Source organism: Limosilactobacillus vaginalis, from assembly GCF_025311515.1.
GTDB classification, from domain to species: Bacteria; Bacillota; Bacilli; order Lactobacillales; family Lactobacillaceae; genus Limosilactobacillus; species Limosilactobacillus vaginalis.
Map to the genome: position 1 here is coordinate 1669980 of NZ_CP104399.1, position 16276 is coordinate 1686255.

Sequence of the window (16276 nt, forward strand, 5' to 3'; positions counted from 1 at the left end):
TTTCAAGGAGGAATCAATTAATAGACACTCTTAAATGACTGTCTAATATTTATGGAATATACAAAAAAGAATTACAAGAAAGCACCGTTAAAAGCCGTTCACTTTCGCGTTTTATTTGCGATTATTCTTGGTCAAATTGCCTGTGGGTATGCCCTAGGTATTAGTGGTACCGGGCTTACTCAAGCACAGCATTATATTACCATCAATGATTTTTGGGTCGGCTTAATCGGTGCTGGTAGTTTACTGGGACTCATGGGAAGCGCACTAATGGGACGAATTGCCGATCAGTTTGGTCGACGTCGAATGCTATTGGTTGACATGTATCTTTTTGCGGTCTTTTCGCTTCTTCAGTTAGTAACTACTAACCTGTTCTTATTGTTTATTCTTCGTCTCCTTATTGGCTTAATGATTGCCATTGACTACACTGTAGGAAACTCACTGCTCGTTGAATGGCTGCCAGCAAAAGAAAGTGGTAAACAACAAAGCCAATTAATTATCTACTGGACAGTCGGCTTTATTCTTTCCTACATTGCCGGGATTATGATTAGCGGTTTTGGCAGTCATAATTGGCAAGCGATCCTTGCTTCTTCTGCTGTTCCTGGATTAATTGCCGGAATCTTTCGTTCAGTATCCAAGCTCCCTGCTTCTCCTAGCTGGCTTGCTAGTCAGGGTGAAAATAAAAAGGCCCAGAAGTTAATCCAAAAGCATATTGGTAAACGCTGGGGTCTTCCTCTCCGTCTCCTTAAAGCTAAACCCGTTGACAACATTTCCTGGACGATCTTATTTAGTAAAAAGTACCGTTGCCGAACACTTGTCGGTGGATTATTTTATGCTTGCCAGGCGTTTGCTTTCTTTGGCATCAGTATCTTTTTACCGATTCTATTAAAGAGTATGCATATGGGCGATAGTAATTTATCAGGAATAATTTACAACGGTTGCATGATGGTGGGAGTATTGATTGGTGCATGGATTTTCAAAAGAATCAGTCGCCGAGCATTCTTAATTGGAACCTTCTTCCTATCTGCACTTAGTTTGATCGGCATGATCATTGGCCCTCAGTCGTCTTTCGGCTTTCAAATTGGGATTTTTGCACTATTCTCAATCATCCTTTCTTCAGGGTTGACCCTTGACTACCCTTACCCAACCGAACTCTTTGACATTAAAGTTCGGGCTACCGGAGTTGGAACTTGTATCACAATTAGTCGGATTGGTGCTGCTAGCGGAACCTTTCTCTTGCCAGTATTGACTAACATTGGTGGTGCGCATCTCGCAATGCTCGTTTGCACCATCGTTTTAATCATCGGTGGTCTGATCTGCCTTCTCTGGGCTCCCGAAACATCGCCACGATTTGTGAAAAGCAAATAGATATCAAATAACCTAAGATTAGTTCAGAGCCAGAAATAGTCTTAGGTTATTTATACTTAGTGCTCTCCAAACTTACAGAGTCTAATTGCGGGAATCCAAATAGGCTCACTTCGTATCGTAACTGAGGGACTCGAGCCTAACGCAGCGAAGCAAGCCTATTCGGCTACGAACGACTCTGATGAGTTCCTCATCATTCATCGTTCTAGATTAGTCAACCGTCCCTCCGAGAAAGTTAATTCCCAGCTTATTTATTTATGAATTTTCATTGAACTATTGTCTAAAAATCCTTTAATAGCGCCTTCTCACCTTAACCAGAATGGTATAATATTCTTACGAAAAAATAAGAAAAGGACTGATTAAAGCAACTTAACTCAAAGCGAACAACCGACTGTTAATCATGGGGACGGGATCCCATGAGATTGTTGCTTTATAGTAAATATTTGAGGAGCAAAATGAAAGAACAATATCAATTAACTACTGATGAATTAAAGAAAGAATTCAACTTAACGGACTTCACTCAGGGTTTAACTAGTGCCGAGGTAAAGCAAAAGCTAGCCAGCGATGGTCAAAACGTCCTTGAAGTAAAGCCGACTCCTAAGTGGAAAATCTTCCTTCGTCAATTTAACAACATTGTGATCTACATTCTGTTAGTTGCAACGTTATTAACAATCATTATTGGGCACTATACTGACGCCATCGTTATTGGGGCTGTGGTTATCTTAAATTCCTTGATCGGGTACTTCCAGGAAACTAGTGCTGCCAATGCCCTTGCCAAAATTAAGGAAATGATGGCTAATCAGGCAACCGTCTATCGAGACGGTAAACGTCAGGACATCGATGCTGCTGATCTAGTTGTTGGTGACGTGGTTTTCCTTGAGGCTGGTGACAACGTTCCGGCCGACTTGAGGATTGTTTCTGCAGATAATTTACGGATTGAAGAATCTGCGTTGACTGGGGAAACGAACTCTGTCATTAAAACAGACCAAGCATTGACTGATACTGATATTCCGTTAGCAGAACGCGTAAACATGGCATATGCTTCCACTTCCGTAACAAGCGGAAGCGGTCTGGGGGTTGTAATTGCTACTGCTGAGCAGACTGAAATTGGGAAAATTTCTCAAGAAGTTGCCCACATTAAGCCAAAGAAGACCCCGCTTACCCGGGAAATTGATCATGTTGGGACAGTGGTTTCGTACATTACGATCACAACCTCGATTATCGTCTTCATCGTTGGGTTTATGCTTAAAATTTACTCACTCCCTTCATTAGCGCTTGCTGTTGTTGCAATGCTTGTGGGGGCGATCCCTGAAGGTTTACCAGCGATTACTTCTGTGATCCTAGCCTTTGGAATCAGTAAAATGGCCAAATTGTATAAGACAATTATTAAGTCAATGCCTGCCGTAGAAACTCTCGGTTCGGTTGACGTGATTGCAACTGATAAAACTGGGACATTGACCAAAAATGAAATGACAGCGACTGAACTGTGGGTTGGCGATCAACTCTATCAAGTTTCAGGAACTGGATACGCACCAACCGGTGAAATTAAATTTAACGGTAAAAAAGCGCCACTTACTGACCAACTCAAACTTTTTGTTGAAGCTGGTTATCAAGCCAACGATACCGTGTTAAGCGAAAACGATGGTGCTTGGCACATTAATGGTGAGCCTACTGATGGTGCCTTCTTAACGCTCTATCACAAGGCATATGGTCCTAAGCACCAATCACAGTATGCCGAAATTGACCTGTTACCATTTGACTCTGATTACCGGTACATTGCCGAACTGACAGAGAACCAAGAAAGCCACGAAAAAGTAATCTTCATCAAGGGTTCTCCTGATAAGTTATTTGAAATGGCTCAAAAAGAAGATCCAAGCTTTGACCTTGCCAAGTGGCAACAACGGGTTAACGACTGGTCAAGTGCTGGTAAGCGGGTGATTGCCGTTGGTTATCAGCCAGTACCAAGCAACGAAAACTTAACTGAGGTAGAACACGAACACCTTTACAAGGGAATTAAATTTCTTGGCCTAGCTGCATTGCTTGATGCGCCACGGGAAGAAGTAATTGTCGCCTTAAAGAAGATGAATACTGCTGGTGTTCACGTTAAGATGATTACTGGTGATGACCCGCAAACTGCTCGGGCAATTGGTAAGGAGTTAGGATTAACTAATGGTCCGATTAATGCCATTACCGGTGCGGAATGGGATAAGCTATCAGCAAAGGAACGGGAAACTGCTGCAATGAACAACCAGGTCTTTGCCCGAACAACCCCGCAAAACAAGCTCGAAATTGTTGAAGCACTGCAAAACCAACAACAGGTTACCGCCATGGTTGGTGATGGGGTAAATGATGCTCCAGCATTAAAGAAGGCTGACATTGGAGTTGCCATGGGAATCAAGGGAACGGACGTAGCTAAGGATGCTGCTGACATGATCCTTGGTGACGATAACTTTGCTACCATGGCAGCGGTAATTAAAGAAGGTCGTCGGATCTACGACAACATTAAGAAGAGTATTCTCTTCCTCCTGCCAACTTCCTTTGCTGAAGGACTTGTCGTTGCTTTCTCAATTCTGACTGGCCAACAAGTTCCGCTACAACCTGCCCAGCTACTTTGGATTAACCTAATTGCCGCCATCACAATCCAGTTTGCCTTTGTCTTTGAAAAGGCTGAGGATGGGATTATGGAACGTTCACCACGACCAATTACTCAGCGATTGATGAATCGTCATGATCTCTTCCAAATGGGTTATGTATCTGCGTTAATGGCAATTTTCGCCTTAATTGGATACGAATGGTTCATCCGGGGTGGTGCAAGCGAAATAAACGCCACAACAATGATGGTAAACACAATTGTTATCAGTAAGGTCTTCTACTTCTTCAGTATTAGAACTGAACAGTACGGGTTAACTCAAATTAACGATATTAGCAAAAATGCCTGGGGCGTAATTGGATTGATGATTATCTTCCAGCTCTTCTTGACTTACGTACCGTTTATGCAAACTGCTTTCCATGTTACTGGAATCAGTCTCGCTGAATGGGGTGCCGTAATCCTCTTCTCCTGCTTGATTATGATTTTCACTGAAGGAGATAAGTGGATTCGGTCAAGGGTGAAAAAAGTAAATTAAATAGCTTTAATCGGTGAAAGAACAGTCTTTTCACCGATTTTTCTTTACCCGTTAATATTTAACCGCACAAATAATCGCCAATTTAGGGCTTGCAAAATTAAATTTCTAATGGTATTCTAAGAAACATCAAGTACACGAAAGGAGAAAGATCAATGTTAGTATTTAATAATCAATTACAACAATCTTCCTCCTCAGCCTCTAGCTCTATTCGAGGCTGAGTGATTTTAGTGTACCTATAGAACGGTTTAATGAATTGCCGGGTTCACTTAATCATTTGGCACTTTCCAGATGATTAAGCGTGGACCCGGTTTTTATTATGCCGATTTTGAATTGGAGGAATGGCGATGAATAATCAACCAAAAGAAGATTTAAAACGGTCGTTAGGTTTTTGGTCGGCAATCTCGATTGTCGTGGGGACAATTATTGGTTCAGGGATCTTTTTCAAACAGGGTTCCGTTCTTGACAGTGCCGGTTCATCAACTTTAGCCATCGCCGCCTGGGTGTTTGGTGGGATTATTACCCTAACTGGTGGTTTAACTGTCGCTGAAATTGGGGCTCAAATGCCATACACTGGTGGTCTTTACGTCTACATTGAAAATCTTTATGGCCGGATTTTTGGCTTCCTTGCCGGATGGATGCAAGTAATCGTCTATGGTCCCGCAATCATCGCTTCAGTTGCCGGGTTTATGAGTATCTTAATGGCCAATTTCTTTGGTCTTGGTACTGAATGGCGAATTCCACTGGCTGTCATCACCGTTCTAGCAATCGGTGTGATGAACCTTTTTGAAAACAAGGTTGGTGCGATCTTTGCCATTATTACAACGGCAGGGAAAATGATTCCAATCGCAGCAATTATTATCTTCGGTCTCTTTTTTGGTAACCAACATGCATTTGGTCAAACCGTTACCGAAGTTCAACACGCTACTGGCGGCTTTGGTGTTGCAGTTTTAGCCACCCTCTTCGGTTACGATGGTTGGATCCTAATCGCTAACCTTGGTGGTGAAATGAAGAACCCACAAAAGTTGCTACCAAAGGCAATTATCTTGGGAATTACCGCTGTTTTAGTAATCTACACTTTAATCACTATTGGAATCCTCAAGTTCCTGCCAGCTAACTTAATCCACCGCCTTGGCGAGAACGCCACTGCCTACTTAGCAACGAAGGCATTTGGTGCTATTGGCGGGAAGCTTCTCTCGGCCGGAATTATTATCTCGATGATGGGAACGCTTAACGGGAAGATGATTACCTTCCCCCGGATCGTTTACGCAATGGCGCGTCGTGGCGATCTTCCATTCTCGCGCTTTCTCTCGTTCGTTACACCAAAGGGAAAGTCGCCAGTCGTTGCCACATTATTTATCGTGGCTCTTGCAACCGTGATGATGTTTTTCTTTGATCCTGACCACCTCTCGGATCTTTGTGTCTTCACAGTTTACTGCTTCTACCTTTTAGCATTTTTCGGAATTTTCATTTTAAGAAAGAAGAACAAGGAGCCTCGTCCTTTCAGCACCCCGCTCTACCCACTTGTACCAATTATTGCAATTGCCGGTGGAATCTTCGTTCTTGTCAGTGAAGTCTTCAACGACCCTGCCGGTGTCCTTCTCTTCATCGGAATCGTCATCGTCGGTCTTCCAATCTTCTATGCCGTCAAAAGGATGGATGCAAAGAGAATGTAATAGAAGAGTGCGAGCAGATCTTGACTATGTTGTCTAGAACTGAAGATAGTTCCTGGCGAGCAGATCTTGACTCTGTCGCAATAGAACCTGTCAAATAAACCTACACCCCTAATAAAGGCCGAGAAAAGCAAACAACTTTTCTCGGCCTTTATCGATCTAGTTTTCAATTTACATAGCCTAATCGCGGTAAAGATCCATCTTTACTTCTTAAACATCTTAAACTCCAAAAACAAATCATTATACTCACCTAGAACACGTCGAGGAAGATCCTTATACGTTTGCAGGTGTTCCATTGTTGATTCTGGCGGGTAGAATTGCTGATCATCAGTAACAGACCGTGGCAATAGTTTCTTTGCAGCGCGGTTAGGGGTCGCGTAACCAACGTATTCAGCGTTCTTAGCTGCATTTTCTGGTTGAAGCATAAAGTTAATGAACTGGTAAGCAGCCTGCTTATTCTTCGCTGACTTAGGAATTACCATATTATCAAACCAAATATTGCTCCCCTCACTAGGAACAACATAGTGTAAGTGATGGTTAACACTCATCATCTCCCGAGCATCCCCGGAATAAGTTACCCCGACAGCTGCTTCGTCCTGTTCCATATACATTTTCATCTCATCCGCGATAATTGCCTTTACGTTTGGCGTTAAAGCTTGCAGGTGGTGTTGAGCTTGCTTTAATTGCGAATAATTTGTCGTATTAACTGACTTTCCTTGAGTAATTAATGCCACCGCAAATACATCCCGTGCGCTATCAATTAATAATAAATTATTCTTTAGTCGTGGGCTCCAAAGCTGTTCCCAGTGTTGCACCTCTTGCCCGGTAATTTTTTGATCATTATAGATGATTCCTAACGTTCCCCAAAAATACGGAACTGAATATTGATTTCCTGGATCAAAATCCTGATTAAGAAAACGGGCGTCAATATAGCGCAGATTGCTGAGCTTCCGATGATCCAATGGCGCTAAAAGGTGTTCTTTTTTCATCCGTTGAACCGTATACTCACTCGGGACTACAACATCGTAGTTTGTCCCGCCTTGCCGGATCTTCGTTAACATTGATTCATTACTGTCAAAGGTTTCGTAGTCAACATGGTAGCCTGTTTGCCGTTCAAACTTTTTGATCAGTGCTGGGTCAATATAATCTCCCCAGTTATAAACGGTCACTGTCTTTCCACCACTACCATTATTCTGCCGGTTCATGAAGTAATCGCCCAATGCTAGCAAACAGCATAGTGCGATAATCCCCAGAAGGGCGCTCCAGAGTTTTTTCATTGAGCATCCCCCTCTTTAACCGTAACAACTCGTTGACGACGACCTGCATGTTTACTAACAAAGTAATACCCAATTACTAATGCTAAGGAAACAATGAACATTAAGGTTGATAAAGCATTAATTTCAAGATTAACCCCCTGACGTGCCCGAGAATAAATCTCTACTGATAACGTTGAAAAACCATTTCCGGTAACAAAGAAGGTAACCGCAAAGTCATCGAGCGAATAAGTCAGAGCCATAAAATAGCCCGCCATAATTCCTGGTGAAATTGCTGGTAAGATCACCCGGGATAATGCTTGCCACCGTGATGCACCAAGGTCATAGGCAGCATCAACCAAAGTTGGCGACAATTCATTAATCTTTGGCAACACCATCAAAACCACAATCGGAATTGAAAACGCAATATGGCTTAAAAGCACTGAAACAAATCCCAGGCGAATGCCAAGGACAGTGAAAAAGATCAAAAAACTTGCCCCAATAATGACATCTGGAGAAACCATTAAGACATTATTCAATGACAACAAACTATTCCGCCAAGTTCCCCGCGTTTCTTTAATCGCCAACGCCCCAAGTGTGCCGATGATTGTCGCAATTAAAGACGACAATACCGCAACCAATACTGTATTGATCACGATCGTAATCATCCGGGAATCCGCAAATAAGTCGGCATAGTGTTGAAGGGAAAAGCCGTGGTAATGTTCCATCGTTTTTCCAGAACTAAAAGAAAAGATCATTAAATAGAGGATCGGTGCATAAAGGATAATGAATACTAATCCTAAATACAGCTTGCCCCACGCAACTTTTTGCTTCATCTTAACGCTGACCTCCTTTCTCACGCGTATCACCAGTAACAAACATTACAATAAACATTGCCAGGATCAAGACAACCCCAATCGTTGATCCCATCCCCCAGTTTTGGGTCGTTAAGAAGTGCTCTTCAATTGCGGTCCCTAAAGTAATTACCCGGTTACCACCGATTAACCGAGTGATCATGAAAAGGGAGAGCGAAGGGATAAAGACGGCTTGGATTCCAGCCTTTACTCCTGGCATTGATAATGGAAAAACAATTCGCCGGAACGTCTGCCAAGAAGTCGCCCCGAGATCCTTGCTAGCATTTAACAATGAGGGATTAATTTCGATTAATGCATTATAGATTGGTAAAACCATAAACGGAATTTCAATGTATGCCGCAACGAACATAAAACTAGCGTCAGTGAAAAGCAGTTGATGACTTCCCAAACCAACAAACCGTAAAAATTGGTTAATCGACCCGGTTCGCGAAAAAAGACCAATGAATGCATATGTCTTCAGCAAAAGGTTAATCCATGTCGGCAAAATGACAATTAACAACCAGAATTGACGATTCTGCAGTTGAGTAAGGACATAAGCAGTCGGATAGCTAATCACGAGGGTCACTACTGTAATTAGAGCCGCGTACCAAACGGAATTCAGGGTCATCTTTAAGTATGTTGGCGATGTTAGGTAATCCTGGTAATTAGCAAGTGTGAAATGGCTATTAATATCAAAAAATGATTGATAAAAAATCAGTGCTAACGGGGCAACCACAAAGAGGATGATCCATAAAGCATAGGGAACGATGAACATTACTTTTTGCCGCATTAATTCTCATCCTCCTCGTAGCTATCAAGACGAGCATCAAAGTCTTCTTCGGACTCGTTGTACCGCATTACGTGAATATCTTCGGGATCAAACGTTAAGCCTACTTGTGCCCCGACTCTTGTTTTATGGATTGAATTAATCTTCCATTCATGGTTTCGCTGATCGTGAGCGGTAATTTGGTAATCAACTCCCCTAAAAAGCTGCGTATCAACCATCGCCTTTAATTTCCCCTGATCAACTGTGGTGATGTCCAAATCTTCCGGGCGAATTACAACTTCAACCTTTTCGTTAGGCTTCATCCCGGCATCTACGCACTCAAAGTCCTGACCATTAATATTTACAACATAGTCCTTCTTCATTACTCCAGGAATGATATTGCTTTCGCCAATGAAATCAGCAACGAAATGGTTTAACGGTTCATCATAAATATCCACTGGAGTTCCCGTTTGCTGGATCTTGCCATCATTAATAATCATGATTTGGTCGCTCATCGCTAACGCTTCTTCCTGATCATGGGTGACAAAGATAAAGGTAATCCCCAATTGCCGCTGTAACTGACGCAATTCTCGCTGCATGTCGACCCGCAATTTGTGATCAAGGGCTGATAAGGCCTCATCAAGCAGGAGAACTTTCGGGCGGTTAACAATTGCTCGGGCGATCGCTACCCGTTGACGCTGACCACCAGACATTGCAGTAATTTCCCGATTACCATAGCCATCCAGCCGCACAAGATGCAGGGCTTCTTTTACCCGTTGCTGGATCGCCGTCTTTTTTACTCCTTTAATTTGCAAACCAAATGCTACATTTTCAGCAACATTCATGTGCGGGAATAAAGCATAATCTTGAAAAACAGTATTCACTTGTCGTTTGTTTGCAGGTACGTTATTAATTGACTGCCCATCAAAAAGGATTTCACCGCTGCTAGCTTGATCAAACCCGGCAATGATCCGCAGAATAGTTGTTTTCCCAGAACCAGATGGTCCAAGCAGAGTATAAAATTTCCCTGCTTCAACCTCAAAATCAATGTCACGAAGAACAACATTATCATCGTAACGTTTACCAACATGTTTAAATTCCAAGATATTTTTTGCCATAATCTTCCCTCACTGTTTATTTGCTTCATCGTCCATAGTTAGCCAATTAATTATACTCTTTATTTATTTTCTCGGTAGTTACAATGCAATGACAATTTGGATTTATAATGAAGAGTGTGAGCCAGCAGAGGACTTGCGGAAAGCCAGCAATTTCTCCTGACGAAGGCGACTTGCGCCTAAGCGGTGAACCAGAAAACTTGTTTTCGTCTGTGAACCCTCGCAAGGCTGACTAGGACTTTATAACCAACTTGTTGGGATATAAAGTTCAGTCAGCTACTGCGGAAGGAGGTTGCTGGCTCTAGCAAGTCCCTGGCGAACAGATCTTGACTTTGTAATGGTAGAACTTTATCTTGAGGAAGCTTAGACTGAACGCGTTTAGGCTATGTTGCAGTAGGATGATATAGATAAACTTTATTGCAACATATTCAAGAGTTAAAGTTTCTACTGCAGCTAAGCCAAAACGTGTTCCTTCGGAACTCGCTAGAGCTAACGACCTCCGAGAAGTGGTGCAAGACACCACTCCCCGGAGAAATCGTTAGCTTTCCGCGAGTTCTTTGCGAGGTCACACTCTATCAAACGTGCTCGCCGTGACCGCAACTTCCGCCTAGATGACGTTCTACTGCAGCTAAGTTAAAACGTGTTCGCAGGGAAGTCCCTATAGACAACAAACTCCCTCCCAGATGCTTTCAGCATCCAGTCGGGAGAAATTGTTGTCTTACGGGCCTTCTTTGCCTGCTCACACTCTATCACAACGAGGTGCTCTTTATGAAAATTAACCAATTTAGTATTACTAAGACAAGTTCTGAACAGAAATTACGTGAATTAAAGATGCTCCATTTACTGAGAGCTAATGAAGCAACGGAGCTGGATCCAACGCAAATGTGGCTTACTCTCCTTGCTCGTACTCACATGGCAAGCGAGCAGCCAATTGCGGTTCGTCAATGGCTCCACGATCTGCTTGCTACACCAACTCTGGCAATTGATGAGTGGCTTGAACACGATCGGTCACTAACGACTGATGTTTTTTACTTAGTTGCTCTTCAACTCCTTCATTTTGAGCCAGAAGTTGACTTTGATCTTAACCATCCCCTTGAAGACTGGGCGCACATTGGTCTTCCGTTTGTCCAACACACTAGCTGGTCAACGCTAGATGTCCTAGAAGCCTTTTACCTTCTTCTCAACACCCGCAACAAGAATGGTCAGTCATTTATTGATCAGCTAACGAGCGAAGGCTTTCTCGCCTGGTCATACCAGTTACCGGCATATAAAAAGCCGCTGTACTTTAATGGCAAACCACTTGCTTCTTTTGATCCGGCCAAGTTTATCCGTGAAGTAGTTTATGTTGAGACTGATATGGATACCGATTACGATGGCAAAGCCGATCTCGTTAAAGTCGAAATCCTCAGGCCAGTCGATAGCAACAACGGCTTAAAGGTGCCAGCTGTCTTTACCGCTAGTCCATACAATCAGGGAACTAATGATGAGTGGGGAGAAAAGGTAACCCACCATGTTAATCATCCGCTAACCCATAAAGTTGCTGGAGAAAACGCTCCTGCCGAACCAACCTTTCCAAAGCAATTCACCCATCGCAAGATCAAGGGTGAAAGCAAACGTGCCACAGAAAGTTTTGCGGAAACACCGGCTTACACCCTAAATAATTACCTAGCAGCTCGCGGTTATGCAATTATCTACTCTGCAGGAATTGGAACTAAAGATTCTGACGGTCTGCAAACATGTGGTTCGCCTGAACAGACTGACTCAATGAAGGCAGTTGTTGAATGGCTTCATGGTGATCGGATTGCGTTTACAGATCGGCATAGCGGGATTAAAATCAAAGCCTGGTGGTGTAACGGTAACGTTGCAATGACTGGGCGATCCTACCTTGGAACCCTAGCTACTGCTGTTGCGACGACTGGCGTTCCCGGATTAAAAGCAATTATTAGTGAAGCGGCAATCTCGTCATGGTACGACTACTACCGAGAAAATGGTTTAGTTCGTGCTCCAGGTGGTTTCCAGGGTGAAGATGCTGATGTTCTGGCTGATGAAACCTTCAGTCGAACAAAGCGGCCAGCTGACTACCAGCGAATTAAGAAAACTAATGATAAATATATTGCTGGACTTGCACAGGCAATGGACCGGAAAACCGGAAACTACAATCAATTCTGGGCCAACCGTAACTACCGACCAGCGATCAAAAATATTAAAGCGGCCGTCATGATGGTTCACGGTCTAAACGATACTAACGTTAAACCAAGCAACGTTAAGGCGCTCTATGACGAATTACAAAAGCTTCCCGTAACCAGCAAGCTAGTCTTACACCAAGGTCAGCACATCTATATCAACGCCTTCCAATCCCTCGACTTTTCCGAAATGGTTAACTTGTGGCTAGCCAACAAACTGTGGGGAAAGGACAACCACGCTGATAAAACTCTGCCAAAAGTGCTAGTCCAGGATAATACGCAACCCGAAACTTGGTGGAAATATGATGAGTGGACTGCCGGAAACGAAAGAAGACTCTACTTTAATAAAACGGAATTATCCGCTAATGATCCGAAACTTTCTTCGGAATATCGTTTTAACGATCACCAAACTGCTGAAACCTTTGAAAAGTGGTGCCACAATATTAATGACTGGCAAAATTCATTAATTAAGGATCACGGAAAGTTCTCCTACAAATTAACGACAGCACCAGCAGAAAAAGATCTTTTGCTTCGGGGGACTCCTGAAGTTACCGTTACCGTTGCTTCTTCGGCTGATCACGGGATGCTTAGTGCTCAATTAGTTGATTTGGGCACTGCTAAACGATTAACGATTTCTCCGGTTTTGATGAATCGAAATGGTCTCCAACTAGGTTTCCACTGGGCAAGTGACGATCTCCGTGAATTCCGGTTGCAGCCAAAGACTAGTGACTACAAGATAATCGCTGACGGTCATATTAATTTGCAAAATCGTCACAGTGCCAGTCAAGTCGATGATTTAGCAGCAAACCAGTTTGTGAAAGTTCACTTTGAGCTTCAACCGCTTTTTCATCACCTGCTTAAAGGTCACCGCCTCGGTCTGGTTATTTATAGCACTGACTTTGGCGCCACTCTTCGCGGTAATGAAGAGATTACCTATACTGTTAAAACGGCCGATAGTTCCTTGTTGATTCCGGGAGTAATGACGCTCTAGTTTCCCACACCAATCGCTTATTTTTCACAAGTAAGCTTATCCTGTGCTAGAATAGTCTGTATACTGTATTAATATGCAGGCAAAGGAGAGATTGAGAATGCAAACAGGAACAAAGATTATTACCCTAGATAACGGTTATCACCTGTGGACAAACACTCAAGGCGAGGGTGACATTCACTTGTTAGCTCTTCATGGTGGCCCTGGTGGAAACCATGAATACTGGGAAGATGCCGCGGAACAACTGAAAAAGCAAGGACTAAACGTTCAAGTTACAATGTACGATCAACTGGGTTCGCTCTATTCTGATCAGCCCGACTACTCAGATCCTGAAATTGCTAAGAAATACTTAACCTATGAATATTTCTTAGATGAAGTTGATGAAGTTCGTGAGAAGTTAGGACTTGATAACTTCTACCTCATTGGTCAAAGCTGGGGCGGTCTCCTTGTTCAAGAATATGCTGTTAAGTATGGTCAACACTTAAAGGGTGCCATCATTTCATCCATGGTCGACGAAATTGATGATTACGTTAAACACGTCAACGCACTTCGGGAAAAGACGCTTTCTAAGGAAGCCGTTGACTTTATGAAGGATTGTGAAGCGAAAAATGATTACAGCAATCCGAAATATCAAGAGTATGTTCAGGTAATGAACGAAAACTACATTGACCGGAAACAACCTTCTAAGCTTTACCACCTTAAAGATCTTGGTGGCGATGCGGTCTACAACGCCTTCCAAGGTGATAACGAATTTGTAATTACCGGAAAACTAAAAGATTGGCATTTCCGTAACCAGCTTAAGAATATTAAGGTTCCAACCCTGATTACCTTTGGTGAACATGAATCAATGCCACTCGCTACCGGGAAAAAGATGGCCGAATTAATCCCAAATGCTAAGTTTGTTACCACGCCAAACGGTGGTCACCACCACATGGTTGATAATCCAGATGTTTACTACAAGCATCTCGCTGATTTCATTCGGGATTGCGAACAAAACTAAAGATAATTCAGAAGCTGAGAAAATTCGAATTGGTTTTCTTGGCTTTTCTTATTCTTTGCATTACAGATATTGATATTAGTTAATTCCTAACCATAATTGGTATACAATAAGAATGGAATACTTAAGATTGCGAGGTTTACTTTATGGCACACCAAATTACAAATTTCATTTTTGATATTGATGGAACACTCATTAATACTTATGAGAAATACATGCCACCAATGATTGATGTAATGGAAAAACATGGCTACCATGTTCCTGCAGACCAAGTTGATTCTCTCAAGCGAAAGCTCTTCGGTATTACCGGCGCTGATTCTTTACGTCAGGGCGGTGTCAAAGAAGAAGACATCCCCGAAATGGTCGCTGAATGGCGCGCTCTATCTTTTCAACGTGAAGATTTAGTAACGGTCTTCCCCGGAATCAAAGAAATGGTTACGGGATTAGCTGCTCGTCCTGACACTAAATTAGCAATTGCGACATCTAAGGTTCGCGAAGATTATCAAGAACACTTTGTCAATGATTACGACTGGACGAAATATTTTGATGTTGCCGTAACTGAAGAGTTAACTAGCAAACATAAACCAGATCCTGACCCAATTCTGTTGGCGATGGACAAACTTGGTGCCCGTCCTGAAAATTCAGTTTACGTTGGTGATACGATCAACGATCTGAAAGCTGCTCATAATGCTGGTATTAAATTTGCTGGTGCACTATATGGATCATCACAGCCCCAAAACATTCAAGACGCTGATTACCCACTCCACGAACCACAAGATTTATTGAAGATTGATTAAAAAGAAGGGTGACATAACAGAGGTTATAAAGAGCTTCTGTTATGTCACCTTCTTTACTCTATTAAATTAGTGCTTTTCTTGCTTACTTCTTGAATAACTGTGCCATCTTGGCTGCAACCTCAGGATCAAGATTGTCTGCTAAAGTACCAGTGTTATTTGTCGTTGTTGTTTGCTGGCTATTCTTAATAATTTCGGCTAAATTATCAGCAACCGCTTGTTCACCAATTTCAATTGGGTTGATGGTAAGTCGTCCACCAGCAGCATCAGTATGACCGCCACCATTAAAGTATTTCTCAGCGAACTTAGCAACATCAAGTTTCCCGTTGCTTCGTAGTGAAACACTGACTGGGCTAATTACTAATGCTGCATCGACATCAGGATGCTGAATCAGTAGTTCATGGGCGATCTCAGACTTGTAATCGTTAGCGTAAACGAGACCCAATTGATGTCCGGCAATCTTTGTAATTAAGGTATCCTTCAAATGGCTCTTTAGGTACTTTGCCCGACGTTCGTTAAGCGTCTTAATCAGAAGCTTATTCTGCTTAGAATATTCTTCCCAACCAACACTAAAAACGTTAGCAACGAATGATGCCGAGTCTTGTAGAGGATAAAACCAGAATAATTGGTCAAAGTTATCAGCAGCAACTCGTTCTTCTTCACTAATGTTTGGATCGTTTTGCCAATCCCATGTGTCGTAGGCCCGAATAAGTTCTACAAGATACTCAAGCTGTTGTCGTCGTTCTTCACTTAATTCAGTAAAGTGCGGCTGACTTGTTACCCAATCCCAAACAAGACTTGTTGCACTCGGGTTTACTTTCGGGTTTGCTGGACGAATACTGTTAGCCGAATATTGTTCCCGTAATTCAGCCTCGGTTTCGTGGTGATCAAATACCAACCAGTGGTTAGCAAAATTAGCATTTAGCTGCTTAAATGTATAATCACTATCTGGTGTCATATCCATAATATAAACATCAGTAGCGCGACTTGCCTCTGGAGTCTGCAACCACTTAGCAAATTCTTCATCAATTCGACCGGCACCACAATTGGTAAGGTCAAATTCACAATGGGGAAACATCGTCTCTTTAACCGTTTCTAATAAAAGCGGTGCTCCAAAGCCGTCTAAGTCGTTGTGTGAGAAAATTTTAATTACCTGATTTGCCATGATT

At 42.6% G+C, this 16276-nt stretch carries 11 protein-coding genes; 6 read left to right on the forward strand and 5 right to left on the reverse strand.

The window, feature by feature from the left end:
- Positions 1 to 51: 51 nt before the first annotated feature.
- From N4627_RS08210 to N4627_RS08220, 3 genes are all read left to right on the forward strand, one after another.
- Complete coding sequence (locus tag N4627_RS08210) at positions 52 to 1365, forward strand: MFS transporter (RefSeq protein ID WP_003716535.1); 1314 nt, start codon at positions 52 to 54, stop codon at positions 1363 to 1365.
- Positions 1366 to 1817: 452 nt separating this feature from the next.
- Positions 1818 to 4487, forward strand: coding sequence for an HAD-IC family P-type ATPase (locus tag N4627_RS08215; RefSeq protein ID WP_260964662.1), 2670 nt, complete (start codon positions 1818 to 1820; stop codon positions 4485 to 4487).
- 344 nt (positions 4488 to 4831) lie between these two features.
- Positions 4832 to 6160, forward strand: a complete 1329-nt coding sequence (locus N4627_RS08220) for an APC family permease (RefSeq protein WP_040530710.1) — start codon at positions 4832 to 4834, stop codon at positions 6158 to 6160.
- A 200-nt stretch (positions 6161 to 6360) separates the two neighbouring features.
- Here N4627_RS08220 and N4627_RS08225 read toward each other — a convergent pair whose 3' ends face one another.
- The 4 genes from N4627_RS08225 to N4627_RS08240 are packed head-to-tail and all read right to left on the reverse strand — an operon-like array spanning position 6361 to position 10148.
- Positions 6361 to 7434: an ABC transporter substrate-binding protein gene (locus tag N4627_RS08225; RefSeq protein WP_003716532.1), complete on the reverse strand. Its 1074-nt coding sequence runs from the start codon at positions 7432 to 7434 to the stop codon at positions 6361 to 6363.
- A complete protein-coding gene (locus tag N4627_RS08230) occupies positions 7431 to 8246 on the reverse strand; it encodes an ABC transporter permease (RefSeq protein ID WP_003716531.1) in 816 nt (271 codons plus the stop codon). Before N4627_RS08230 ends, N4627_RS08225 begins: the two co-directional genes overlap by 4 nt.
- A gap of 1 nt (position 8247) precedes the next feature.
- Positions 8248 to 9054, reverse strand: a complete 807-nt coding sequence (locus N4627_RS08235) for an ABC transporter permease (RefSeq protein ID WP_260964666.1) — start codon at positions 9052 to 9054, stop codon at positions 8248 to 8250.
- Positions 9054 to 10148, reverse strand: a complete 1095-nt coding sequence (locus tag N4627_RS08240; protein ID WP_003716529.1) for an ABC transporter ATP-binding protein — start codon at positions 10146 to 10148, stop codon at positions 9054 to 9056. The genes N4627_RS08235 and N4627_RS08240 overlap by 1 nt, the downstream gene beginning before the upstream one ends.
- Before the next feature lie 765 nt (positions 10149 to 10913).
- On the opposite strand from N4627_RS08240, the gene N4627_RS08245 reads away from it, so the two are divergent.
- The 3 genes from N4627_RS08245 (at position 10914) to N4627_RS08255 (ending at position 15110) form a co-directional block, all read left to right on the forward strand.
- Positions 10914 to 13319: a Xaa-Pro dipeptidyl-peptidase gene (locus N4627_RS08245; RefSeq protein WP_260964669.1), complete on the forward strand. Its 2406-nt coding sequence runs from the start codon at positions 10914 to 10916 to the stop codon at positions 13317 to 13319.
- A gap of 97 nt (positions 13320 to 13416) precedes the next feature.
- Complete coding sequence (locus N4627_RS08250; protein WP_191911044.1) at positions 13417 to 14316, forward strand: proline-specific peptidase family protein; 900 nt, start codon at positions 13417 to 13419, stop codon at positions 14314 to 14316.
- Between the two features lie 143 nt (positions 14317 to 14459).
- Positions 14460 to 15110, forward strand: a complete 651-nt coding sequence (locus tag N4627_RS08255) for an HAD family hydrolase (RefSeq protein WP_003716525.1) — start codon at positions 14460 to 14462, stop codon at positions 15108 to 15110.
- Between the two features lie 82 nt (positions 15111 to 15192).
- On the opposite strand, the gene N4627_RS08260 is transcribed toward N4627_RS08255, so the two are convergent.
- Positions 15193 to 16272 (reverse strand): DHHA1 domain-containing protein, encoded by a 1080-nt coding sequence (locus N4627_RS08260; protein WP_260964675.1) that lies wholly within the window; start codon positions 16270 to 16272, stop codon positions 15193 to 15195.
- Between the last annotated feature and the right edge of the window lie 4 nt (positions 16273 to 16276).

Bases quoted from the DNA above. Each gene is read 5' to 3' on its own strand.
- N4627_RS08225 (WP_003716532.1), bottom strand. From the start codon at position 7,434: ATGAAAAAACTCTGGAGCGCCCTTCTGGGGATTATCGCACTATGCTGT.
- N4627_RS08250 (WP_191911044.1), top strand. From the start codon at position 13,417: ATGCAAACAGGAACAAAGATTATTACCCTAGATAACGGTTATCACCTG.
- N4627_RS08245 (WP_260964669.1), top strand. From the start codon at position 10,914: ATGAAAATTAACCAATTTAGTATTACTAAGACAAGTTCTGAACAGAAA.
- N4627_RS08230 (WP_003716531.1), bottom strand. From the start codon at position 8,246: ATGAAGCAAAAAGTTGCGTGGGGCAAGCTGTATTTAGGATTAGTATTC.
- N4627_RS08215 (WP_260964662.1), top strand. From the start codon at position 1,818: ATGAAAGAACAATATCAATTAACTACTGATGAATTAAAGAAAGAATTC.
- N4627_RS08235 (WP_260964666.1), bottom strand. From the start codon at position 9,054: ATGCGGCAAAAAGTAATGTTCATCGTTCCCTATGCTTTATGGATCATC.
- N4627_RS08210 (WP_003716535.1), top strand. From the start codon at position 52: ATGGAATATACAAAAAAGAATTACAAGAAAGCACCGTTAAAAGCCGTT.
- N4627_RS08220 (WP_040530710.1), top strand. From the start codon at position 4,832: ATGAATAATCAACCAAAAGAAGATTTAAAACGGTCGTTAGGTTTTTGG.
- N4627_RS08240 (WP_003716529.1), bottom strand. From the start codon at position 10,148: ATGGCAAAAAATATCTTGGAATTTAAACATGTTGGTAAACGTTACGAT.
- N4627_RS08255 (WP_003716525.1), top strand. From the start codon at position 14,460: ATGGCACACCAAATTACAAATTTCATTTTTGATATTGATGGAACACTC.
- N4627_RS08260 (WP_260964675.1), bottom strand. From the start codon at position 16,272: ATGGCAAATCAGGTAATTAAAATTTTCTCACACAACGACTTAGACGGC.